The organism is Exiguobacterium sp. s128, assembly GCF_018618815.1.
GTDB classification, from domain to species: Bacteria; Bacillota; Bacilli; order Exiguobacteriales; family Exiguobacteriaceae; genus Exiguobacterium_A; species Exiguobacterium_A antarcticum.
On record NZ_JACSMT010000007.1, the window covers coordinates 32870 to 57503 of the forward strand.

General features: G+C 48.7%; 23 protein-coding genes. 15 read left to right on the forward strand and 8 right to left on the reverse strand.

Annotated features, from left to right (window positions below; genetic code table 11):
• Window positions 1–31 precede the first annotated feature (31 nt).
• A complete protein-coding gene (locus KNQ13_RS04690; protein ID WP_051004049.1) occupies window positions 32–832 on the forward strand; it encodes a hypothetical protein in 801 nt (266 codons plus the stop codon).
• Window positions 833–1130: 298 nt separating this feature from the next.
• Here the strand turns inward: KNQ13_RS04690 and KNQ13_RS04695 are convergent, their stop codons facing one another.
• The gene (locus tag KNQ13_RS04695) at window positions 1131–2378 is read right to left on the reverse strand and encodes an MDR family MFS transporter (RefSeq protein WP_014970087.1); all 1248 of its coding nucleotides are present in this window, start codon (window positions 2376–2378) and stop codon (window positions 1131–1133) included.
• A 413-nt stretch (window positions 2379–2791) separates the two neighbouring features.
• Between KNQ13_RS04695 and KNQ13_RS04700 the strand changes: the two genes are divergently transcribed.
• The 3 genes from KNQ13_RS04700 (at window position 2792) to KNQ13_RS04710 (ending at window position 6163) form a co-directional block, all read left to right on the forward strand.
• Complete coding sequence (locus tag KNQ13_RS04700; RefSeq protein WP_014970088.1) at window positions 2792–4378, forward strand: peptide chain release factor 3; 1587 nt, start codon at window positions 2792–2794, stop codon at window positions 4376–4378.
• Between the two features lie 125 nt (window positions 4379–4503).
• Window positions 4504–4956: a general stress protein gene (locus KNQ13_RS04705; RefSeq protein WP_236624421.1), complete on the forward strand. Its 453-nt coding sequence runs from the start codon at window positions 4504–4506 to the stop codon at window positions 4954–4956.
• Between the two features lie 121 nt (window positions 4957–5077).
• Window positions 5078–6163: an MBL fold metallo-hydrolase gene (locus KNQ13_RS04710; protein WP_014970090.1), complete on the forward strand. Its 1086-nt coding sequence runs from the start codon at window positions 5078–5080 to the stop codon at window positions 6161–6163.
• 251 nt (window positions 6164–6414) lie between these two features.
• On the opposite strand, the gene KNQ13_RS04715 is transcribed toward KNQ13_RS04710, so the two are convergent.
• Complete coding sequence (locus KNQ13_RS04715; protein ID WP_026831169.1) at window positions 6415–7653, reverse strand: purine/pyrimidine permease; 1239 nt, start codon at window positions 7651–7653, stop codon at window positions 6415–6417.
• 106 nt (window positions 7654–7759) lie between these two features.
• Here KNQ13_RS04715 and KNQ13_RS04720 point away from each other — a divergent pair, with 106 nt between their 5' ends.
• Both KNQ13_RS04720 and KNQ13_RS04725 read left to right on the forward strand, forming a co-directional pair.
• On the forward strand, window positions 7760–8572 hold the full coding sequence (locus KNQ13_RS04720; protein ID WP_026831170.1) for a LysR family transcriptional regulator: 813 nt from the start codon (window positions 7760–7762) through the stop codon (window positions 8570–8572).
• Between the two features lie 71 nt (window positions 8573–8643).
• Window positions 8644–9834, forward strand: coding sequence for an RNA-splicing ligase RtcB (locus KNQ13_RS04725; RefSeq protein WP_026831171.1), 1191 nt, complete (start codon window positions 8644–8646; stop codon window positions 9832–9834).
• A gap of 109 nt (window positions 9835–9943) precedes the next feature.
• Here KNQ13_RS04725 and KNQ13_RS04730 read toward each other — a convergent pair whose 3' ends face one another.
• A complete protein-coding gene (locus KNQ13_RS04730) occupies window positions 9944–10435 on the reverse strand; it encodes a GNAT family N-acetyltransferase (protein WP_026831172.1) in 492 nt (163 codons plus the stop codon).
• Window positions 10436–10550: 115 nt separating this feature from the next.
• On the opposite strand from KNQ13_RS04730, the gene KNQ13_RS04735 reads away from it, so the two are divergent.
• Window positions 10551–11048: a cysteine hydrolase family protein gene (locus KNQ13_RS04735; RefSeq protein ID WP_026831173.1), complete on the forward strand. Its 498-nt coding sequence runs from the start codon at window positions 10551–10553 to the stop codon at window positions 11046–11048.
• A 23-nt stretch (window positions 11049–11071) separates the two neighbouring features.
• Window positions 11072–11833 (forward strand): hypothetical protein, encoded by a 762-nt coding sequence (locus KNQ13_RS04740; protein ID WP_209548138.1) that lies wholly within the window; start codon window positions 11072–11074, stop codon window positions 11831–11833.
• Window positions 11834–11915: 82 nt separating this feature from the next.
• Here KNQ13_RS04740 and KNQ13_RS04745 read toward each other — a convergent pair whose 3' ends face one another.
• From KNQ13_RS04745 to KNQ13_RS04765, 5 genes are all read right to left on the reverse strand, one after another.
• Complete coding sequence (locus KNQ13_RS04745) at window positions 11916–12458, reverse strand: NADPH-dependent FMN reductase (protein ID WP_026831176.1); 543 nt, start codon at window positions 12456–12458, stop codon at window positions 11916–11918.
• 78 nt (window positions 12459–12536) lie between these two features.
• Entirely contained in the window at window positions 12537–13520 is a 984-nt protein-coding gene (locus KNQ13_RS04750; RefSeq protein ID WP_026831177.1) for a ring-cleaving dioxygenase, read from the reverse strand.
• A 57-nt stretch (window positions 13521–13577) separates the two neighbouring features.
• Complete coding sequence (locus KNQ13_RS04755; protein ID WP_026831178.1) at window positions 13578–14012, reverse strand: MarR family winged helix-turn-helix transcriptional regulator; 435 nt, start codon at window positions 14010–14012, stop codon at window positions 13578–13580.
• A gap of 179 nt (window positions 14013–14191) precedes the next feature.
• Window positions 14192–14929 carry an alpha/beta hydrolase gene (locus tag KNQ13_RS04760; RefSeq protein WP_026831179.1) on the reverse strand — a complete coding sequence of 246 codons (738 nt, stop codon included), beginning with the start codon at window positions 14927–14929 and terminating at the stop codon, window positions 14192–14194.
• A gap of 203 nt (window positions 14930–15132) precedes the next feature.
• On the reverse strand, window positions 15133–15627 hold the full coding sequence (locus tag KNQ13_RS04765) for a hypothetical protein (RefSeq protein ID WP_026831180.1): 495 nt from the start codon (window positions 15625–15627) through the stop codon (window positions 15133–15135).
• 255 nt (window positions 15628–15882) lie between these two features.
• Between KNQ13_RS04765 and acnA the strand changes: the two genes are divergently transcribed.
• The 7 genes from acnA to plsY all read left to right on the forward strand — a co-directional run bounded on the left by acnA (window position 15883) and on the right by plsY (window position 24621).
• Window positions 15883–18606, forward strand: coding sequence for an aconitate hydratase AcnA (gene acnA, locus KNQ13_RS04770; RefSeq protein WP_026831181.1), 2724 nt, complete (start codon window positions 15883–15885; stop codon window positions 18604–18606).
• Between the two features lie 66 nt (window positions 18607–18672).
• On the forward strand, window positions 18673–19137 hold the full coding sequence (locus tag KNQ13_RS04775) for a DUF3939 domain-containing protein (RefSeq protein WP_026831182.1): 465 nt from the start codon (window positions 18673–18675) through the stop codon (window positions 19135–19137).
• A gap of 230 nt (window positions 19138–19367) precedes the next feature.
• Complete coding sequence (locus tag KNQ13_RS04780; RefSeq protein WP_014970111.1) at window positions 19368–20075, forward strand: hypothetical protein; 708 nt, start codon at window positions 19368–19370, stop codon at window positions 20073–20075.
• Window positions 20076–20150: 75 nt separating this feature from the next.
• Window positions 20151–22394: an AAA family ATPase gene (locus tag KNQ13_RS04785; protein ID WP_026831184.1), complete on the forward strand. Its 2244-nt coding sequence runs from the start codon at window positions 20151–20153 to the stop codon at window positions 22392–22394.
• Between the two features lie 12 nt (window positions 22395–22406).
• A complete protein-coding gene (locus KNQ13_RS04790) occupies window positions 22407–22841 on the forward strand; it encodes an acyl-CoA thioesterase (protein ID WP_014970113.1) in 435 nt (144 codons plus the stop codon).
• A gap of 95 nt (window positions 22842–22936) precedes the next feature.
• Window positions 22937–23983, forward strand: a complete 1047-nt coding sequence (locus tag KNQ13_RS04795; protein ID WP_209548136.1) for a M15 family metallopeptidase — start codon at window positions 22937–22939, stop codon at window positions 23981–23983.
• A 17-nt stretch (window positions 23984–24000) separates the two neighbouring features.
• Window positions 24001–24621, forward strand: a complete 621-nt coding sequence (gene plsY, locus KNQ13_RS04800; RefSeq protein ID WP_014970115.1) for a glycerol-3-phosphate 1-O-acyltransferase PlsY — start codon at window positions 24001–24003, stop codon at window positions 24619–24621.
• Window positions 24622–24634 lie beyond the last annotated feature (13 nt).

Below are 24634 nucleotides of genomic sequence, written 5' to 3' on the forward strand. Positions count from 1 at the left end.
GCATAATAAACGAGGAGAGGTAGGTCATGTCATGCATTTCGATCAGGCGTTACATCTATTACAATCCGTCGGACCTGAAGTGGACCAAAAAGGCTTACGGATTGCCAGTCGTTTTTATAGACAGTTAGAAATGAAGCATAGCGCAGAATTACAGGAAATCGGACATCTCGAACTCCTGTCTCAAAGTATGGAACTACGGATTTTACGTCTGGGTCAACTGTTGAAACACGTGACGAACCAACAGGAATCAAGTGAATTGTTCAAGATGATTTTATTAAACGAGATCAATCAAACAAAATCGTTTATCTTAACCTATCCGGAAATCGTCAGTCGGGAGATCATCGAAGCGGTCCGGATCGAACTCGAGTTAGCACCGACGGCTCCCGTGCTCGAAGCCTGGCGGATCGTCCATCATCATCTGGTCGAGACGTGCCGCCATTTTTGCAAATACAAGCAACAGGGGGACTGGACACAACTGGATGTCTTGTTAGTCGCGGAAAGCCACCATCTCGGTGCGATCATCGACGAAGCGAAATATGCCTTGATGAGCGGACGGAAAACAACGATTTTACACGTTCGACCAACAAAACCGTCCTCGAAGGATCTGGTGGCGACACTCAACTTACTGACGAAACAAGGATTGATTTTTCACAGCATTCAGGCTGAAGGATGGGACGACGAAGTAGAGACGTTCTTAAAACTCATCTCCATCGACGATCCAATCGTTTTCGTCAGTGGTTCCGGTCGATTCATTGCCGAAGTGCAACGTACGTTAGATCCGTTGCCGGTGATTTTTGGACCATTTGTCGCAGACGGTGTGTTGCCTTCTTAATGGTTAGTTAAGAAAAACAAAAAAGATACGCCCCTAATTATATGGAATGCATCTGACATTCAGACAAAAAAAGAGTTTGTCCTATAAACGATTCGTATTCTCCAGTATTTTGCTCAGGCGGGGGGCAAGTCGCGTAACCATTATTCTAACGGACCAAGTTACCGGATCTTGCCTGCCTCTGGCAGCGCGAAACGCGCTTTTTCCCGTACGAGTAACGGAGAACGAATCGTTTTTTTTCTAAATTCAAAGGCACTTTCCGAAATCAATCGGAAGGTGCCTTTTTAACCATTAGTTGAGATTAAGCCGATTGCGACAACCGTTTGGCCCGCTGGATCGACCGGTCAAGTGCGAGGTAGACGAGTCCGGACAGACAACAAGCGATACCGACACCGGCTAACGCATATTGTCCGTTTCCGGAATCAAGGAACAGTGATCCGAGCAACGGTGCCGTCACACCACCGATCAGCCACTGGATACTCGCGGCCCCGTTGTACGTGCCGCGTAAGTGTTCCGGCGCGATCAAGGCGATGAACGTCATCTGGACCGGAGACATGATCATCTCACCGAGCGTATATAGAGCGTAGATGACAAGTAAGATCGTCACAAGGACGATGTAGTCCGTTCCGAGCGAAAACAGATAGGACGGGACGAAGGCGAGTAAAATCATACCGACTCCGAACACACACGCCCCAAGCAACATGACCTTCCCGAACGCTTTTCCGGACAAGCGCGCTGCGACCGGGAACTGGAACAGGACGACCATGATCCCGTTTAACCCCATCAAGTACGGAAATGGATTTTTGTCATTCGGAAGACCCGGTAAAGCTTCTTTCAAAAATACAGGCAACATACTTTCGACGAGCGAAAAGCCCATCGAGATGAAGACACCGGCAGCGATGAAGATTAAAAAGACATGATCTTTTCGTAAGACGGTGAAGGCGGATAATTGTGGTTCATCCCGTGTCTGTTCCAGCTGATCAGGTTTCGTCTCCGCGATAAAGAACAGCAGGACGAGAGCATAGAGGAAAAAGACGGCGGCGGCGGCGTAAAAAATTAACGACCGGTCGACGAACAAGACGGCGCTCCCGATCAATGGACCAAACGCGGCACCGACATTATGCCCCATCCGGAGGAGACCAAACGATTCGTTCAGTCGTTCGGGTGGCGTGACGTCAGCGACCATCGCGCTGGCTGCCGGGTGGAACAACGAGTTCGTCAGACCAAGCAAGGCATTCATCAGCAGCAACGGCCAAAACGAATCGGCGAATGAAAATCCGATCAACGCGATGACATCGCCGACGATCGAAATGACCATGAGTGGTTTTCGTCCATACAAGTCAGCGAGATATCCACCGACAAATGAACCGAACAACGAGGTGATCGGACCGGTCGCCATGATGATCCCGACTAAAAAGTACGAATCCAGCTGTTCCGAGTAATAGAGAACAAGAAATGGTGCAATCATGAACATCATGACCCCGGTAATCGTTTCCCCGACGAACCGGATCCAGATGTTACGATCAAGCTGTTTTAATGCAGTAAACATAAACAAAACCCCTTATACTTCCGTTTTTAGACCATGAAAAAGACGGATACGCACAATTATGGGCATACCCGTCCTGATATAAGAGGGCAGCATGTACGTATACGCATACGTACACCCTGCTTAATTAAAAATTAAACGATTGGGTGACGTACAGTTGTAGCCAATACGTAAATCGGTTGTTGCTGATTAAATGATTGTGACATTGTACGTCTCCTCCTTCTTGTAATAGTGAACTTCTTCGTCATCGTATAAAAGATTGGAATGTTTTGTCAACTAAAACTCTGAAAATTGAGTCAATAAAGTGAAATGGACGAGACTGCGAAAATTCGGTATGATAGACTAGTTGCGAAAATGAGCGAGTTAACCACTTTTTAAGAAGATTTTTAATATATAGGTGAAAGGAATTACCCTACATGACAAAATTACTCCAAACCGAAGTCGAGAAACGCCGGATCTTCGGAATTATTTCCCACCCGGATGCCGGGAAAACGACATTAACTGAAAAATTCTTACTCCACGGTGGCGCGATCCGCGAAGCGGGATCGGTCAAAGCACGAAAAAACTCGAAATTCGCAAAATCCGACTGGATGGAGATCGAAAAACAACGGGGAATCTCCGTTACGTCATCCGTCATGCAATTTGAATACGATAAAAAAATCGTCTCGATCATGGATACACCGGGTCACTCCGATTTCGGGGAAGATACGTACCGGATCCTGACAGCCGTCGACTCGGCGATCATGGTCATCGATGCCGCAAAAGGGATCGAGTCGCAAACGAAAAAACTATTCCAAGTCTGTCGGATGCGCGGGATTCCGATCTTTACGTTCATCAACAAGATGGACCGTCAAGCGCGTGATCCACTCGAATTGATGGAAGAACTCGAGGAAGTCCTCGGCATTCCATCAGTCGCCGTCACATGGCCGGCCGGATCGGGTCAACAGTTTGAAGGCGTCTATGACCGCGTCAACGAGAAGTTCCATTGCTTCAAGAATGACCGTCTGACGATTGATCTCGGCGAAGAAGGACTCGCAAACGATCAGTTGGCGTCAACGATCAACAACGAGATGTACGATACGTTGGTGGATGAAGTGGATCTGCTCGACGGAGCGGGAAATGCGTATGACGAAGAGTTGATTGCGAAAGGTGAATTGACACCGGTCTTCTTCGGTTCGGCCCTAGTCGACTTCGGAATCACACCGTTGCTTGAGCATTACCTCAACTTGTCACCGTCACCGACACCGCGTGAGTCGAACAAAGGACAAATCGAGCCGGCACAAGAATTCTTCAGCGGCTTTGTCTTCAAGATTCAAGCGAACATGAACCCGAATCACCGTGACCGGATTGCCTTCGTGCGGATCTGTACCGGGAAATTCGACCGCGGCATGGAAGTTGTCCTGACACGGACCGGCAAAAAAATGAAGTTATCCCAATCGACACAGTTCATGGCGGACGAGCGGGAAACGGTCAACGAAGCATTTGCAGGCGATGTCATCGGTCTCTATGATTCCGGCAACTACCAAATCGGGGACACGATCACAAACGGCGATCCGACGCTTCAGTACGAAGCGTTGCCGACGTTCGCGCCGGAATTGTTTTTGAAAGTTTTCACGAAAAACGCACTGAAATCCAAACAGTTCCAAAAAGGTGTCGAACAGCTCGCGCAAGAGGGTGCGATTCAGGTCTACAAGACGGAATACAACGAAATCATCCTTGGGGCGATCGGACAACTTCAATTCGAAGTCTTCGAGCACCGTCTGAAAGGCGAATATGGCGTTGACATCTTAAAAGATGCGGCGAACTTCCAAGTCGCGAAATGGGTCAAGGTGACGGAAATCAGTGAAGTCAAGAAATTGACGGATTCACGGACCGTCCTTGTCTACGACCGTTGGGAAAATCCGGTGCTGTTATTTGCCAATGACTTTGTGTATGAACGGTTTGTTCAGAAAAACGACGGTGTCATCACGCTCGTCGATTCGCCACAATTACTCAAAGACTAATTCAAACAAGGCGTGTCTTTCCGGTTTCAGCGGAAGATACGCCTTTTTTCGTTTTGCGAAGGCGAAACAAGGGTAAAAATTGGAGTCTGTAAAATCATATCTTGGTGAGAGGAATGGTGTTGACGATGGCTAAGAAATTTATCGGGATTTTCCATGATGAATCGAGCTTACATCAGAAAATGCAAGCTCTGAGAGAACAAGGTCATAAGGACTCTGATTTTTCCGTGGTTGGACGGGATGGCGCAGCGGATGAGGCATCGGGTGCTTCCTGGATTGATCAAGTCAAATCGAAGTTCAGTCACGAACCGCCGTTACGGGAAACGTTGAAGCGCGTCGGTCATTCCGATCACGAAGCAGAACAACATTATCAAGAAGTCGAGCGGGGTGGAATCGCGCTGTTCGCAAAAGACCGGCATGACGATCATGATCATGACCACTCACGTGATCATTTACATGATGAAGGGCATCGGCATGACGGAAAAGTCGAAAATCCGGGCGTCAACGATTATGAGTCGGAGCATGAATCCGATCACGACAAGAGCGATCGTTCGAAATGGAAAGCGGACGATCTAGACTAAATAGTAGACGTGAAACTGAGATACTCAGTTTTACGTCTTTTTTTAGGGGAAGTGAAGTTTGTTCATTACCGCTTTAAAAATCGCCGGTGCTATACTGAATGTATCAAAGAGGTGAAGAAAAATGAAAAAAACAGTAGCAACACTAGCCGGAATCGGCGTCCTTGGAGCAGTCTTCATGGCCCGTTATCCGTTATTTGGTCGCCGGCCGTCAAAAGCAGATCAACAGCAGTATACGCGGTCCCGTCAGTTTTCGAACGGAAAGTTTCAGAATGAATTACCGTTCCAACTGAAAATGGAATGGGAGACGATGAAAAGTATTTTAAAAGATTACGGTCGGGAATTACCATCGCTAAAGCCGGTCAAACCGTTACCGGTCGTCCCGTTTGAACGACGGACGGACGGAACAGAGCCGCGGATAACCTGGTTCGGACACTCGGCGTTCCTGCTTGAACTCGATCAACAAACGATTTTCTTTGATCCGATGCTCGGTCGTGCGCCGTCACCGTTCCCGAAACTCGGAGGCGGACGGTTCCAAACGACGGCGCCGGTCGATCTCGATTCGTTGCCGCCGATTGATCTTGTCATCTATTCGCATGATCATTACGATCACTTGGATTATCATTCGATCTTGGCGTTAAAAGACCGGGTCGGTCGATTCATCGTCCCGCTTGGTGTCGCAAGCCGTCTAAAAGGCTGGGGGGTAGATCCGGACCGGATTACGGAACTGGATTGGCACGAATCGGTCGAGACGAATGGTCTCCGTTTGACGGCAACACCAGCCCGGCACTACTCGGGTCGTAACGGGCTTGATCAATTTTCGACGCTTTGGGCGTCATGGGTAATTGAGGGATCGAAGAAAGTCTTCTTCAGCGGAGACAGTGGCTACGGTCCACACTTTAAGGCAATCGGGGAACAGTATGGTCCGTTTGATGTAACCATTATGGAATGTGGCCAATATGATACCCGGTGGTCGAGTTCACATATGTTGCCGGAACAGACACTCGCTGCGCATCTCGATGTCAAAGGGGATGTGCTGATTCCTGTCCATTGGTCGGCGTTTACACTGGCGTTTCATCCGTGGTACGAACCGGTCGAACGTTTACTGAAAGAAGCTGTAAAACATGAGGTGTCGGTCGTGACACCGATGATTGGCGAAAGTGTCACTGCTGCCAGTGAGACACGCAGATGGTGGCGTGAGGTACGGTAAAGTTAGATGAAATGAAACTTGTCTTCTTTTTCCGTGCTTTCCTCAGGCGAGACACGAGCCGTGGCGCCTGTTACTTTCGGACGAGGAGCCGGGTCTCGTTTGCCTCTGACAGCGCGAAAAGCACGCGCTTTTTCCTGTAGGAGTCACGGGAAGAAGCCGAGTTTAATGGACTACTTTCATATGATTTCAAACAAAAAATCCCCACTCTGTCGCGTTTTGCGAGAAAGTGGGGATTTACTTTGACGTATAGATTAACTGGCAAGTCGTTCTGATTTGGCATCGCGGCGTGAACGGAACCGTTCGATGACTTCAAACCCAAGCACAAGCATCGTGCCAATCAATAAGCCGTTACTGAAGAACGGACGTAACGTCAGCGGCAGGATTTCCGCCAAAACCGTCGATTGCAACAGAATACTGATTCCGATGACGGCACAAATCGCAAAGGCATGCTTGCGGCGACTGGTCGTCATGCTGCTTTCAGCAGACTGCCAGGCAATCAGGAACATGTGCGGTAACGTTGCGAGTAAAGCCGCACTGGCGACACTGCGCGGCAACGTCGCGATGATGCCGATGATACTCGGGAAAAACCCGACCAAGGCGATGACAAGTGAGGCAATCAAAAACGGACGGCGTTCCTTACTTCCCGTCTGGGCGATGAAACCACTTGTGATCGGCAACGGGACCGGAACGAGCGTCGAGAACGTCGCCGCGATCAAGTGAATGATCCCTTCGACCGTGAGCCCTTGATTCAAGGCCCCTTTTTTCTGAATCGTCGCTTCGACGGCGCTTAACGCGGCAATCAAGTTGACGATCAAAAGAATCGCAAACGGAATCGCGACCAAAAAGGCGCTGCCGTCAAATTGCGGCATCCCGAACGGTAAGGCGGACGGAACGGCAAAGATACCGGACGCTTCCGGTAACGACGGACGGCTGACCAACCAGCCGACGACTATTCCGATCATCAAGGCGAACGGCCGGAGGCGGGTCGGACCAAATTGACTGAGTCCGAGGACAAGCAGGAACGTCAGAATGCCGGCAAGACGTGTTGCTTCGACGGCGAGGACGGCACCAAGCATGACGCCTGTCAGTTGCATACATAATAAAAGCAAAAACGTTCCGCTGACGAGCGGCGTAAAGACCGGTAATAAAAAGCGGGTCCATCCCGTCAACCCGAGGAAAATCAAGACGACGCCGGCAATGACGACAGCGGCCATCGCAATCGTGAAGGCCGTCTTTGAATCGACCGGCAACGCAGCGATGACGACAAAGATGCTGACCCATGAGCCGGCCGGACCGGACACGATTGGTAAACGGTGACCAAACAATCCATGGAGAAAACAGGCAATCCCTCCGACAAAGAAGGAGCGTTGGACAAGTGCGGCCGTTTCGACACTCGAGAGATCAAACAGGCTCGCGACGACGATTGGCAAGGCAATCGTATTGGCTAATAAGAAAATAATCCACTGAATCGTGGACGTCGTACGTTTCACAAAAATCGTCTCCTTTAAAAATCGCTGATTTCAGCATCGTATCATATGATTGATGTTATGATTCATACATATTTATGATTGAAAACATATGAAAGAGATGATGAATATGGATTTACGCCAATATCGGTATTTTTGTGCGGTCGTCGAAGAACAATCCGTCACACGGGCGGCGGAACGACTGCGGATGGCACAGCCTGCTTTGACGCAACAGATCCGGAAGATGGAAGAGTTGCTTGGTGTACGGCTGATTGAACGGGCGGGACGCGGCATCCGGATCACGGCAAGCGGTGAGCGGCTGTATGAACGCGCCGTCTCCTTGTTGCGGTATGAAGCGGAAACCCGGATTGAAGTCAGTGACATCAAGGAAGGACGGACCGGCATCTTACGGATCGGGGTCAATACGTTGTCCGCCGGTCGATTGACGGGATGGGTGCAAGAGATGAAACGACGACATCCCCGGATCACGCTGCAAATTCATCAGGGCGAGTCCGCTGCCTTAATTGATCGTTTGAAGGATCATGCGATCGACGTGGCACTCGTCCGGCTGCCGATTGAGGCACAAGGTGTCACGATTGAGTGGATGGAAGAGGAACCGTTTTATCAAATCCATCATCCTGATTTTCCGGACGCCGATGTCATCATTCCGAGTCAGGAAGGACTTGGTGTCTTTCAGACGCTCAGCCAGCAGTTCGGGGTCGTCTCGCAGGAGACCTGTTCCGACGTCTTGACCTTGATTGGACTTGTCCGTTGTGGACAAGCGGTGACACTGTTACCGGAAAGTACGCTCCGCGAGCTCGACATGACGGGACTGGTGCGGGAAAAGTTACCGGACGCGACGAGTACGACGGCTCTTGTCTGGTTGACGGAAGACGGTCAATCGGCGCTGACCCAACAATGGGTCTCGATTGTGCACGAGTAAGAACGAATTGTTAAAAAAGGGATTTTATAGGATAATTGAACAAGAGACAGGAAGGTAAGGGGGAGGATGAAATGAAGACGATTCGCGGAAAATACGGCGAAGCGAAGATTTTTACCCACAACGTCGATGACATGACGATTGAACAAGTGACGGGGATGCTGAACGAAAACATTGCTGTCGACGGCAATGTCCGAATCATGCCCGATTGTCATGCGGGCAAGGGCTCGGTCATCGGAACGACGATGCGGATTCACGATAAGGTGGTTCCGAATCTCGTTGGTGTCGACATCGGCTGTGGGATGTTATGTACACAAATCAACCGTGAAGGAACAGCCGGCGTCGATTATGAGAAATTGGATGCTGCGATTCAGGCACTGGTTCCGAGCGGCATGTCCGTCCGCAATCAGCCGCACCGGTTGTCGGAACAGATTCCGTTTGACCAAGTGTTGGCACCATTCAACGAAACGCGGGCCCGATTGTCGATCGGTACGTTAGGCGGCGGCAATCATTTCATTGAATTGAATACAGACGAGGAAGACAATCTCTACCTCGTGATTCATTCCGGCAGCCGGAACCTCGGAAAAACGATTGCCGAACATTATCAAAAATTAGCGGAAGCGTCGCAATTCACCGTCGATACGGAGGTAATCGTCGCATCGCTGAAAGAACAGGGACGTGAACAAGACATCCAATCGACTTTGGTCGAGTTGAAGAGTCAATTCAATGAAACGAATAAAGATTTAGCGTACGTGTCCGGTTCCGATATGGACAACTACTTACATGATCTGAAAATCGCCCAACGCTACGCGGCATTAAACCGTCAAGCGATGACGGACGTCATTGTTGAAGCGATGGGCTGGTCGGTCACGGAACAGTTCGATACGATCCATAACTACATTGATCTCGAGCAGATGATTCTCCGGAAAGGTGCGATTTCAGCGCAAGCCGGTGAAGTCGCCATCATTCCGATGAACATGCGGGACGGTTCACTGATCGTCAAAGGAAAAGGCAATCCGGACTGGAACTATTCGGCACCACACGGGGCAGGACGGATCATGTCCCGTTCGAAAGCCTTTAAATCCGTTGACCTCAAAGAGTTTGAAGCGACGATGCAGGACGTCTGGTCGAGTTCGGTCGTCGAATCGACGCGTGATGAGTCACCGTTCGTCTATAAGCCGATGGAGGAAATCATCCTGAACACAATGGATACGGTCGAATTACTCAAAGTCATCAAGCCGCTCTATAATTTTAAAGCGAAGTGATTGGCGGAAGCCGGAGTTAACTTTTTTAAAAAAGTAGACATACCAAAATGCAACCTTTTGATTGGAAATGAATCAGAAGGTTGCAAGGTGTTTGCTTTCACAAAGGGAGTCAGGGAGAAATGAACTTATACGTGTCTTCGTCATGCGTACTCTTTACGAATCCAGCTTTTAGAAGTACGGATTGCGAGGCGTGATTATCAAGCTCGGTATAGGCGCAAACTTGTGTGACCTTCATGTCCTGCAGTCCGAACCGGGTAACTGTTTGGACGGCTTCTGTCATATAGCCGTAACCCCGAAAGTCCGGTTTTAATACATACCCAATTTCGGCGATGTTATTTTGATAGCCTCTGCAAAAACAGCAGTTCCCGATAAATTCGCCGGTCGACTTTAAATACAGTCCCCACGTAATGCCGTCCCCGTTGAGGTAATCAAGGGCAATCTGACTCAAAATCCGGATGACATCCCGGCTGTTCTGTGCCTGGTGACCATCATAGACCGTAATCTCAATCATGTGGTTCGCTTCACTTAACCGGATTTCTCTTAAGAGGAGCCGTTCGCTCGTCAGTTCAGGAAAGACGTCAAAATAGTATTTTTCTTTCACGGGGCATGCCTCCTTGAATTTGCTTCTTACCTCAAGTGTACGTTATCCGATCCGAATCGGAAGCAAAACATCATCAAAACTAAAAAATCCGTTCATTAATTCAGGAGGAGTTTACATGCAAAAGAAAGCCCTAGTCGTCATTGATATTCAAAACGACATGACAAAAAACTACAAAGAAGTCATCGGTACGATCAATCAGTCAATCGATTGGGCAGTTGGACAGGACATGCATGTGGTCTACATCCGACACGAAAATTTATCAGCCGGGACAAGAACGTTTAAAACCGGGACACGTGGTGCCGAGTTAGCACCTGATTTGAACATCGTGTCAGATCATGTATTCACAAAATATAAGGGGAATGCCTTAACGAGCGAAGCGTTTGCGGCATTCATTGAGCAAAATAACATCACCGATTTTTATCTGACCGGTGGAGACGCGACAGCTTGTGTCAAATCGACTTGTTTCAACTTACGTAAACTGGATTACGACGTGACGGTGATTACGGACGGCATCACGAGTTACGATAAAAAGAAACTTCCGGAAATGATTGAATACTATGCGAAAAAGGGCAGCAACATCATTCAGTTCAATGATTTACTTTCGGTTGATTAACGTTGTTGAAGGAGGTTGTTAACATGAAAAACGTCATTAAGTCACTGGTTGTTTTGTCCGCCTCATTAGGTCTGATGTTGACGAGTTATCCGCCAAACGAAGCCGTGGCAAAAACTAAAAAAGAAACGCAGCACGACATCTTTAAAAAGCTAAAATTGAACGCCTCGATGACCAGTGTTGCGGAAGTTATGTATGGCAAAAGCTACAAAAAACATCTGTGTGACCGCTCAGAAGATGAGGTGAAAGTAAATCTTTTATGCAGTGGAGAGGTATACGATTCCAATAAGTACGATAAGGATGAGAAACTAAAATATTTGAAGTATGAGTTTTATCTGTACCCGAATCCAAAGGTGCCGAATGAATCGGATGACCCGGATGAAGTGACGTTCCAAACCGTCCGGATGTTGCTCGTATTTAAGTCGAAAGAGCACAGCAAGCAGTTAAAGCTTGTCGAAAAACACTGGTTTGATTCATCCGTTGTGAATTCAACACGTGTCTACAATAATCAAAAAATTAAAAAAGGCATGACGAAAAAGCAGTTGGATGACGTGCTGACGGGAACAGGGATCGGGAAACATGAGAGAGTCGCGTATATCGACTATTCAAAAGTCGGAAAGCAAGCTGGTAAAAAACAGCCTGTTTTTCCAAAAGCGTACAAGACGTATTCGTATTCCGTTTTGAATCAGAAAGAGAATGTCCTCTATTACTTCGAAACGAAGTACAGTCGAATGAAAAAAGAGTACGTCGTTTCGTATGTTGATACGTGGACGGAAGATAAAGAATAAAACCAATGAGAGAACTCCCGAATGAAGGAGTTCTCTCATTTTTAATCTCTATTTCAAACATTTTTTAAGGGGAATGGAATAATCAGCGGATCGTTTTTAAAGCACCGGCCCAAGGAATGACCTGGTCGAGCATTTGGTTAACGGAGTCTGCTTGAACCGGTGCTGCTTTTAACACCGCCCCATTCTCAAAATCAGTGAATAAGGAGAGGGCAGGGTGGACGCGGACGTCTGCAATCAACAATTCGCCTAAAATCCCGCGTAAATGTTCTGCTGCGCGTGCGCCGCCGACTGAACCGTACGAGACGATTCCGGCTGCTTTGTTATTCCACTCAACACGAAGGTAATCGAGGGCATTTTTTAAGGAAGCGGAAATCGAGTGGTTGTATTCCTGTGTGATGAAAACAAATCCATCTTGAGCGGCGATCGCTTCAGACCAGGCAGCTGCACCGGATGCATCGCCGTCTTTTTCGCCGAGCAACGGCAATTTGTAGTCTGCGATGTCAATGATCGTATAGTTGGCGTCCACACGTTTGTCCGCGATTTCTTTGACCCAGTTCCCGACCTGCGGGCTTAAGCGACCTTCACGTGTTGATCCTAAGATAATCCCAATGTTCAATTTTGTCATGTTCGTTTCCTCCTCTTGTTGTGGTGTTTCTTTTGAACCAAATAATTTACTGAATAGACTCAAGTTAATTCCTCCGGATTATAAATATTCTTTTTCGATTGTCCGCGTGCTTCGGACGGTATCAATCGGACGGACCATTTGTTCGATTTGTTGACGTTGTGATTCTAAGAACGGTGGCAATGATAATTTCTCTCCGACCGTTTCATACGGCTCATCTCCCATGAAACCAGGACCATCTGTTGCCCATTCGAACAGGATACCTTGGGCGACACGGGCATATAAGGATTCGAAGAAGAAACGATCGACGTAGCCGGATGTATTGAATCGTAAGTTCTGCATGCGGCTGATCCATTCATTTAAAGCGGCCGTATCTTCGACTCGGAACGCAACATGGTGAACGGTACCAAATCCTTGCTGTCCACTTGGAAGGAGGAGGTTATGCTCAACGATGACTTGCGCACCATTCCCGCCTTGACCCATTTCAAACAGATGCAGGGATCCTGCCTGATCGATCTCTCGCATCAACATCGCTTTTTCCAACACTTCTTTTAACCGGTCAAATTCGGCAATCCGGATATGGATCGGACCTAAACCGGTGATCGCGAATTCTAATGGGACCGGACCGTTTTGCCATGGAATGCCGGATGCAATGCCTTCATTATGCTCGTCTGAAATCAGCATGTACTGCTGGTCATCGAAATCGACGAACGAGAGGGTTTTCTTCCCGAATTGTTCTTTGATGCCGCGATGTTTGACGTCATATTTGTCAAACCGTTTGATCCAGTAGTCAAGTGCTTCATCCGTCGGCACGCGGAAAGCGGTTTTGTAGATTTCATTTGTTCCGTGTATTCTTTTTGGAATGCCCGGGAAGTCAAAGAACGTCATATCGGTACCGGCTGATCCTTTATCGTCAGCGAAGAATAAATGATAGGTCTGAATATCATCCTGATTCACCGTTTTCTTGACTAAACGCATGCCTAAGACGTTGGTGAAGAACGCATAATTTTTCTCGGCGCTGCTCGTGATGGCTGTTACGTGATGGATTCCTTTTAATTCATTCATGTAGATCGCTCCCTTAATCATCATTATCTCGAATTCGAGATATATAGGTAAAAAAATTTAATTGTTTTGGGCTTGGTAGCCTATTTTTTTAGCAGTCTTAATGAACAATTCGATTTCCGCCTGATCAATCCCTTGGAAAACCTGATTAATGGCTTGTTCATGTTCCGGAAAAATCGTATCCATTAAAGTTTGACCGTCTGTGGTGAGTTCCGCAAATGTCACACGCCGATCCTCCGGACAGGCTTTGCGAACGACGTAGTTCTTTTTTTCGAGCTTATCGATGACATAGGTGATGCTGCCGCTTGTGATCAATACTTTTTTTCCGATTAGTTGAATTGGCTGCCTTCCTTTATGATACAGCAATTCGAGTACGGAAAAATCTGTCGGATTTAGTCCGGACTTCGCAACATCCTGTTTGATGACTTCATGAAGCGCATCGACTGCGCGGACCATGACTGTCAGTGCTTTTAAGTTCGGATTCGGCTGTTCCATTTCGTTCACCTCTTTTTATCTTTAATTCATATATCTTTAATTCGAGATAAATATACCATCTGTTTTTTATGGCGTCAATGGTTTTGATTGGTTTCTGATTGCAGGAGCCTAGATTCATACAGCAGTATGAAAAGAGACAGCCCGTTGAATGCGGACTGCCTTTAAAGGGGATTAATACATCACCATTTCAGTTTATTTAAAAACGCAAGAATGTCTTGATTAATTGCGTTCATATCTTTTCCTAACGTCATCAAGTGTTTCGAATGCGCAAAACCTTTAATCGTTTTTTGATCCGAGGTTACGCTTTGGAAAATCGTTTCGGCACTCGTCTTGTACGAGGGATCATCCAATTCCCCGTACAGGACGCAAATAGGAGAGACGACGCGTGCCAACTGGTCTCTCGTCCGGTTAATGATTTGTTCAAAGTCGGTTAATGAATCGAAGGGGAGGTGATCAAGTTCAGCCATTTCAGAGGCAATCTGCTGGTCCTTTTTCCCTTCGAGTTGTTTATACCGCCGGGCATAATAAATTATTCGTTCTTTTAGAACGGCTGCTTCCTTGTACATGGGCACGGACATAGTGACGATACCGTTCACCTGCGACTCCTGTCCCATTTTTAGGGCAAGTACACCGCCGAGGGATAGTCCGACGACCGCTATACGTTCGTATCCCTTGTCTTTCAACAGTTGATAACCGTTGAGAGCATCCTGCCACCAGTCGGCTGGTCCGTGCGACAAAAGGTCTTCCGTCGGCAGTCCATGTCCACTCAGTGTTGGAGCGTAGCAAGAATACTGATTTTGTTGCAAATAGCTGCCAAGCTTTTTCATGTCATTCGGATTGCTCGTGAAAGAATGCAAGAGCAGAACAGCTCTTTCGCCGCCTTCGTAATAAAAGGGCTTCGGTGGTAATAATTTCATGGTTATGTGATTCCTCGTTTCGTAGTGTTCATTATTTTTATATCCAATAGTTACTATCGTTTCATTTTCCTGATTTGTTAACTTTATTCATTTTACTTGTGATAATTAGGTATTATCACAAGTAAAATGAATAAGTCTCTACTAAAACTATCGACATCAAAAACGCCCCCGAAAAACGGGGACGAAGCAATAATATTTTTTAATTAAACCGTCTCATCCGTAAACGTTTCACCGGTCCGGCGCACGGTCGCTCCGAGTTCAGCGGCAATCGCGTTGATCGCTTCCGAATCCTCGTTGACCTCGCTGATGATGATGACGCCGTAGTGGTCGGGATTGATCTGGTTGAGTGTGCGGTTAAACAAATCAAACGAATCGCGTTCGTTTTTTTCGTCACGGTTCGCGCCGATCAGATAACCGGCGACGGAACCGACGAGCATGCCGAACGGTCCACCGACAACTCCGACTGCCATCCCAATCATGGAACCTTTGAACGATTGATCCTGTTGCGTAAAGTCGATTGCATCGATGAACGAGAAGCCGTCCGTCTCATTGCGTTCGGCGAGGACCATCTGTTCCATTTCAATCTCTTTGATCGCTTCGAGGTCCTTGATCATCTCAAAACCGGTTTTTGCTTTTTCCAGATCGTTGAAAACGATCGTCGTAACGACGTGTGTTGCCTCATTTTTATATTGTGCCATAATTTCCGCCTCCAGAAAGTTCTGATGTCGTTCTACAATTTACTACTACCCGTAACAGAACCATTAAAAACTAGGAACCGTTGATCCGTGTAAGCATATGATTGATATAGTTTCTCAATTAGGTGATAAGAAAAACTTATTGGAGGTCTTTTGTTCTTTCAAATTGTAACGGGGCTCATATTATACTATGATAGAGCTGTACAAGTAAGCGGTATCAGGGGCTTGATGTCGTCAACACTTAAAGGGGGAATCAGCATGAAGCAAACGCAACCAACGCAAGACGTCTTTGGTGCACGCCGTTCGTTTGAAGCAAACGGTAAAAATTACAACTATTACAGCATTGAGAAATTGGAAGAACTCGGTCTGACGGAAGTCAAACGCCTTCCGTATTCCATCCGTGTGCTGCTTGAATCCGTCCTTCGTCAACAAGACGGTCGTTCGATCACACAAGAGCATGTCGAAAACTTGGCGAAATGGGGAACTGCCCAAGTATCGAATGATATCGATGTGCCGTTCAAGCCGTCACGCGTCATCTTGCAGGATTTCACAGGCGTACCGACTGTCGTCGATCTCGCATCACTTCGTAAAGCGATGCAAGACCTCGGTGGCGATCCATCTGTCATCAACCCGGAAGTTCCGGTTGATCTCGTTGTTGACCACTCGGTTCAAGTCGATGCTTACGGATTCGCCGGCGCACTCGCTGAAAACATGGACCTCGAGTTCGAACGGAACGAAGAGCGTTACAAATTGTTACGCTGGGCCACAACAGCATTCGATAACTACCGTGCTGTCCCGCCTGCAACAGGAATCGTCCACCAGGTCAACCTCGAGTACTTGGCATCTGTCGTTCTTGAAAAAGAAACAGCTGACGGTTCGGTTGACGTCTATCCGGATACACTCGTCGGAACGGATTCCCACACGACGATGATCAACGGACTTGGTGTCCTTGGTTGGGGTGTCGGCGGAATCGAAGCGGAAGCCGGTATGCTCGGACAACCGTCATTTTTCCCGGTTCCTGAAGTCATCGGTGTCCGCATCACAGGTGAAATGCACCCTGGAACAACAGCGACGGACGTTGCCCTTCGCGTAACGGAAATGTTGCGTCAACACAACGTTGTCGGTAAATTCGTTGAGTTCTTCGGACCATCACTTCATCTGATGTCACTGTCTGACCGCGCGACAATCGCCAACATGGCACCTGAATACGGCGCGACATGCGGATTCTTCCCGGTTGATACGGAAACGTTGACGTACCTCCGTCTGACAGGCCGCGATGAAGCCTTGATCGAAAAAGTTGAGAACTACTCAAAAGCAAACGGCTTGTTCTACACGCCGCAAAACGAAGATCCGACGTTCACGAAGACGGTTGAACTTGATCTGTCGACGATCGTTCCTGCACTTGCCGGACCAAAACGTCCACAAGACCGGATTGATTTGACGGACGTGCACACGTCGTTCCAAAAAGCATTGACGGCACCACAAGGAAACGCCGGTTTTGGTCTTGCGGAAGAAGAAGCAAGTAAAGTCGCTGTCGTTCAATTTAAAGACGAAGCGGTTGAGATGCGTACGGGAGACCTCGCGATCGCAGCGATCACGAGCTGTACGAATACTTCGAACCCTTACGTCATGATCGGTGCCGGACTCGTTGCGAAAAAAGCAATCGAACTTGGATTGACGGTTCCGAAATACGTCAAGACATCACTTGCACCGGGATCAAAAGTCGTAACGGATTACCTTGAGAAATCAGGTCTTCAACCGTACCTCGATCAACTCGGCTTCAACACAGTCGGTTACGGATGTACGACATGTATCGGAAACTCAGGCCCGCTTGACCTTGCCGTCGAAAACGCGATCCTCGGATCAGACCTGCTCGTCTCGTCTGTCCTCTCAGGAAACCGGAATTTCGAAGGACGGGTGCACCCGCTCGTCAAAGCGAACTACTTGGCATCACCACCACTCGTCGTCGCCTATGCGATTGCCGGAACAGTGGATGTCGACATCACGAACGCGTCACTCGGAACAGGCAAAGACGGACAAGAAGTCTTCTTCGCGGACATCTGGCCGTCACGTGACGAAATCCAAACGATCATCAACACCGTCGTCACGCCGGAAAGTTTCCGTGCGGAGTACGATTCGGTCTTCTCAGGAAACGAACGTTGGAACAACCTTGACGTGCCGACAGGCGATCAGTATGACTTCGATGCAGAGTCGACATACATCCAAAATCCGCCGTTCTTCGAGAACTTGGCGAAAGAAGCGGGTCATGTCGAAGCATTGAACGACCTCCGTGTCTTTGGTAAGTTTGCGGATTCGGTCACGACGGACCACATCTCACCAGCCGGTTCGTTCTCGAAAACAACACCAGCCGGACAATACCTTGTCAGCAAAGGTGTCGCACCAAAAGACTTCAACTCATACGGTTCACGCCGTGGTAACCACGAAATCATGATGCGCGGAACATTCGCAAACATCCGCATTCGCAACCAGGTCGCTCCAGGGACAGAAGGCGGTTTCACGACGTACTGGCCAACAGGCGAAACGATGGCGATGTACGACGCTGCGATGAAGTATAAAGAAGATGGCACAGGTCTTGTCATCCTTGCTGGTAAAGATTACGGGATGGGTTCATCACGTGACTGGGCAGCAAAAGGAACAAACCTGCTTGGCGTCAAAGCCGTCATCGCCGAGAGCTTTGAGCGGATTCACCGTTCGAACCTCGTCATGATGGGTGTCCTGCCACTCCAATACGTAGCTGGCACATCGGCTGACTCGCTTGGACTGACAGGTGAAGAAGCAATCAGTATCGCGATCGACGAGTCGGTTCGTCCACGTGACGTCGTCGAAGTCACAGCGACAGCTGCAGACGGAAAAGTCACGAAGTTCGAAGCGATTGCTCGTTTTGATTCAGAAGTCGATATCGACTACTACCGTCACGGCGGAATCTTACCGATGGTTCTCCGCGAACGCTTGCAAAACTAAACCGTTTACATTAACGTTTGAGGTGGGGGTAACCCCACCTTTTTTGATGCAGAAAGGGGCGAGGCCGTGAACCGCTTTAAGAAATGGTTTCAACCAAAAGAAGAACCGGAATTGCCTGTTCGCGATGTCACGCTCGATGAAGTCAAACGGGCGACACACAAATTTGAATTGACGTTACCGAAAGGGACGAACCGGACGATTCTACTCGACGACGAACAACGGATCGACATGACACGGCTGGCACCACATCTCGGTGTCCGTTCGACACAAGTTTTTTATATGTCACGTGAGACGTTTGCGATCATGGAGGCAAAAGACCGCTTGACGGTCTATGAGATGGATCATGTCCAAGTCGCGGTCGACCGTTATTTCGACAAAGAACGCAAGTTACCGCTCAAACCGTATTCGAAGACGTTTCAAGTCGATTGTGCGAAGTTATTTGAACAAGGGTATTTACGTGAGTTGCCTCATCAAACGTATTACCTCGTCGATGAATCGATGATCGTCTCGCTTGAACCAAAAACCGATTAAACGAAGATGGACTGCCGGATGAACGGGAGTCCATTTTTGAGTTGGCTATCGGTCGTTTGCTTGACGAGTCTGCTGCCGCTTGTATTCCCTGAGCGAAACGGAATCAATTGTTCAAAAGTCTGACGCATTTCTTCAGAAATGCAGGAATCTTGGACAAACCCTTTGTATTCTAAGCCTAAAACCGATACGATTAACATGAAACGAGACAAATCTAGGATGGTGTACATGGCATGACGAAACGAACGAGCACATGGATTGCAGTCGCAATCGTGGCAATGGCGATACTCCTTGCCTATAATTTTTATCTCCTGAATAAGACACAGACCGCAAACGAAGATAAGACCAAACCGGTCAAGCCGTTTTATACGATGTCACGCATCCAGTATGTCGAAAAGAAATTGTCGACGACGGAAGATGCGCTTGAAACACGGACGTATGAAGTTGTATTTGACGACAAAGGTCACTTCCGGACAGAAGTCATCGACGGTCCCTCGAAAGGGACGATGGCGATCTGGGACGGTGACATGTTCCGTGAATACAATGCGGATGGAAAATTGCTGAACGAAACCAAGGCTTCGAAAAGCGTCAGTGCACCGCGTCCGTTCCTCTCGCGTGGTTTTAATGAACAGATCATCAAGTTCATCGAAGACGGCGACTTCGGTCAAGTCGAAGGGGAAGCCGATATCGCAGGGCTCGCAGCAGACGTCTACGTCAAAAAAGAGCCGGCAAGCACGGTACCAAAAGAATGGATCAAACAATACCCGTCGTTCTTCGACAAGGAAGACAATTCGGAAGAAGCAACGTACTATGTTGCGTCCGACCGGTCAAAAGTACTTGGCGCCGAGTCGCGTAACAACGGAAAGCTGTTTTATTCCGTCAAGATGAAAAAACTCGAGACACTGGATACATTCGATCCGAACTGGTTAAAAGTCAATTGAGGACAAACCGACTTGCGCGTCACACCGTGACGCGCAAAGTCGGTTTTTTCGAGAAGTAGGAGGAATCAACTCAAGATGGAGACGTTCTCAAAAGAGGAGATGTTCAAACAGATTGCCGCATGGGAAGATGGAGCGAAGGTCGAAGAAGTCCTCGCACTACGTTATGCCCAAAGCAGCCGGCTCTTACAAGAAACAGAGGCGTTGGTCCGCATTTTAGCGTTGCTCGTCGAACACCGGTATATCATGACGGGACGCATCGATGCGTTAGCCGAAAGTTGGATGCAGGAAATCCGGCAACACGACCGCTTGCCGGAACGGCTGGAACAATTGCTGATCGAACAACAATTGCAGACAAGTTATCAATTACTGGTCGCACATACCTTCCCAACGATTCGCGAGACCGACAATGCCAATGCCAAACGTTCGGCGACGACGGAGCTGATTCAACAGACGGATCAGATTCTTCATGAAACGGAACAGGTCGTCGAGTTGACGGAACGCCTGCGGCGGATAGACGCCAGTCGCTGGTCGGAACTATTTGAAGCGGGGAAAGCGTTGTTGTTGTCGAGTGCGACGCTTGAGCAGACGGCAACCGAGTTTCTCAACAGCCTGCAGGAACGATTTTATTCGCGGGATGCATTCCGGGAGATGACGGAACTGAAGGCGACGGCAATCCAGGACTTACGGCGGGTCGTCTCGTTGTTGCCGGCTGAAATCAAACAGGTCGAACGGTCGGCGCTTGAGGAACTGGATGCGATGATCGGGCTCGAGGACATCAAGCTGCGTGTCCATCAAATGTACCGTTTTTTGAAGTACCAGCAAAAACGGACGGCAGACGGTTACCGGTCGAGTGACCAACCGTCCCTGCATATGATTTTCATGGGAAATCCCGGGACCGGCAAGACGACGCTCGCCCGGTTGATGGCAAAAATCTATCATGAGTTAGGTTTACTTGAACGACCGGAAGTCGTCGAGACGGATCGCTCGTCGCTCGTCGGCGCCTTCGTCGGACAGACGGAAGAACAGGTCATGAGTAAAGTCCGGGAAGCGGTCGGAGGTGTCCTGTTCATCGATGAAGCGTATGCCTTGAAGCGGGCCGGACAAAGCGGCAACGATTACGGGCAGGCGGCGATCGATACGCTCGTCGCAGCGATGACGAGTGGGGAGTATGCAGGACGGTTCGCCGTCGTCCTCGCCGGGTACCCGGAGGAGATGCGTGATTTTCTAAAGGCGAATCCCGGTCTCCGGAGCCGATTCCCGGAATCGAACCATTATCTGCTCGCCGACTATACCGATGCAGAACTGCTTGAGATCGGACGCTCGATTGCGACGGCAAACGATTATGTCTTGACGGAACAAGCCGAACGGGCGTTGCTCGCCCGACTTGAACGCGAACGGGTCGATGCCAGTTTCGGAAACGGGCGTGCCGTCCGGAATATCGTTCTTGACGCGATCTTTAAAAAAGGTGCGAGCCTCGGGGAAAGTGCCAGTCATGAGGACTTTGCCTTGCTCGAACAAAGCGATTTCGAACTTGTTGCATCAGACGATAATACCGTCGAGGAACGACTGGAACGATTGGTGGGTCTTCACCCGTTAAAAGCCGAAATCAAACAGATCCAAGCGTTGTTGTCGATGCAAAAACGCCGGCAGGAGGCAGGATTTAAGGTCTTACCGGTCGAACTGCATACTGTCTTCAGCGGAAACAGCGGCACCGGTAAGACGACGGTCGCGGCGCTTTATGCCGACGTTCTCCGCCAATGCGGTTACTTGAAGCGGGGGCACTTGAAAGTCGTCAGTCGGGCGGATCTCGTCTCGGGCTACGTCGGTCAGACGGCGCAGCAAACACGGGATGTCATCCGTGATGCCCTTGGTGGTGTCCTGTTCATCGACGAAGCGTATGCGCTGAACGGTGGGGCAAACGACTTTGGCAAGGAAGCGATTGATACGCTCGTCGATGAGATGACGAAACATGCCGATAATCTCGTCGTCGTCCTTGCCGGTTACGAGCAGCCGATGCAGTCTTTACTCGCCAGTAACCCAGGACTGAAGTCGCGTTTTAAACGTGAGTTCCATTTTCCGAACTATGAAAAAGGTGAGTTGATCGAGATCATCGTCAACTATGCGGCGGATTACGGGTACCGTTTGACGGAAGATGCGAAGCAGACACTCGAACAAGCGATCGAGACGGTCCCGAACGGAAATGCCCGGGCAGCGATCACGATCGTCGAGCGGGCCATCGCTAAACAATCCGTCCGATTAATTGACAAACTTAGCTTAACCGGTTCAGAATGGTCCTATCTTGAAAAAGAGGATTTTTAAGGGGGAAGCTGCATGCACACAATTGAAATACCAGTCCGTTACGCAGAAACCGATATGATGGGAATCGTCTACCATTCCAATTATCTCGTCTATCTCGAGATTGCGCGGACGGAACTGATCAAGTCACTGGGGCTCGACTACAAGGAAATGGAAGAAACGGGGTACGTCTCCCCGGTCACGAACGTCAACCTCGATTATAAACGGTCGTTGACATACGGTGATGTCGCACACGTCTCCGTCTGGATCGATCATTATGACGGCTTGCGGACGATTTACGGATACGAAGTGAAGAATGCTGAGGGGCAACTGGCCGTTTCGGCCAAGACGACGCACGTCGTCGTGAAAAAAGAGAACTTCCGACCAATTCGTCTGCCGAAAGTCTTTCCAAACTGGCATGCGATCTATGAACAAGTCCGTGCCGAAGATGCCGTGCTCGTCTCCAATTAAGTCTCAGCCCTCAGCAGGATTTCTTGCGTGAGGGCTTTTCTAATTGCCCGATTAGAGGTAACATAGAATAGCACCAAGGAAGTGGGGAATTAAAAATGAAAAAAATCGTAGCAGTCAGTACATTGGCGCTCCTCCTTGCAGGTTGTAATCCTGGGGATCAGGAAGCGGAAAAAGACACAAAAACAGATGAACAGGCGAATCAAAACGCAGATGAAAAGGTCGCACAAGATAATGAAAAAAGTGATGCCGAGGTAGCGAAAGAAAAAGAAGCTGCTGAAGCCAAAAAAGAAGCCGAGGCAAAAGCCGCAGCGGAGAAAAAAGCAGAAGAACAAGCAGCCGCTGACCAAAAAGCAGCCGAAGATAAAGCAGCAGCCGACAAAAAGGCAGCTGAAGAAAAAGCCGCTGAAGATAAGAAGGATGAGTCGGCAACAGAAGAAAAAACAGATGATACAAAAGAAGAGAAGAAAGATGACGGAAAAACCGATTCTGTACAGGATCCGGAACCGGCGAAACCATCGAAACCGGAATCTGAGACACCAGACGTCGACAAATCGGATACAAAAGCCAATCTGTCCCTCGGCGAGTTAGTCGTCGTCAATAAAAAGTACAGCTTACCGATCGACTATAAACCGTCGGATCTAGTCGTGCCGGACGTCAGCTTTTCCTATTCAGGAGTCTTAGAACAAAGCTACATGCGGGCACCAGCAGCAAAAAAAATGGAAAAAATGTTCGCAGCAGCAAAAGCAGACGGCGTCACACTTAATGCCGTCAGTGGTTTCCGTTCAGGGGCACGACAAACGGTTCTCTACAACAACTATGTCGCCCGTGACGGAAAAGAAGCGGCGGATCAGTATTCGGCCCGTCCTGGTCACAGTGAACACCAAACCGGACTTGTCTTTGATATCTCTGCTCCAAGTGTCGGGAATGGTTTGACGGCAGCGCTTGGCGATACAAAAGAAGGAAAATGGATTGCGGACAACGCAGCGAAATATGGATTCATCGTTCGATATGACCGCGGCTTCCAGTCACGGACGGGTTACACGTATGAGCCGTGGCATATTCGTTACGTCGGTGTTGGTCCAGCCACACAAATTAAAAATAATGGACAGACTCTTGAAGAATATATGAAGGTCGGTCACTAATACGTTGGAGGTTGACCATGATTGAAATCATCGGGATTTTAATTTTAGGCTATTTGCTCGGATCGATTCCGTTTGCCCTGCTTGTCGGAAAATGGGGACACGGCATGGATATCCGCCAGCATGGCAGTGGGAATCTGGGCACGACGAATACGTTTCGGGTGCTTGGAAAAAAGGCGGGGATCATCGTCCTGATTGGTGATCTCGGTAAGGGCGCAGTAGCCAGTCTCGTACCAATTCTACTTGGATCAGAATTACATCCCTTGTTTGCCGGACTAGCGGCGGTCATCGGTCACATCTATCCAATTTTCGCGAAGTTCAAGGGAGGGAAGGCCGTCGCGACGTCTGGCGGAATGTTACTCGTTTCGAGTCCGATTCTGTTTCTCATCTTGTTGATTTCGTTTTTGACGACGTTACGATTCAGTCGGATGGTGTCACTCAGCTCGATCGTCGCCGCAAGCATCGGGATTGTCGCCGCCATCACGATCGGCATCGTCGAGCAGGACTGGATCGTGCCAACGTTCTTTACGGTCCTTGCGCTGTTCGTCATCTTTAAACACCGCGAAAACATCAGTCGGATCCGTCAAGGGACGGAATCGAAGATTAACATGTTCGCAAAAGATAAAAAAGAAATCGATTGATTCGAGTCGGTGG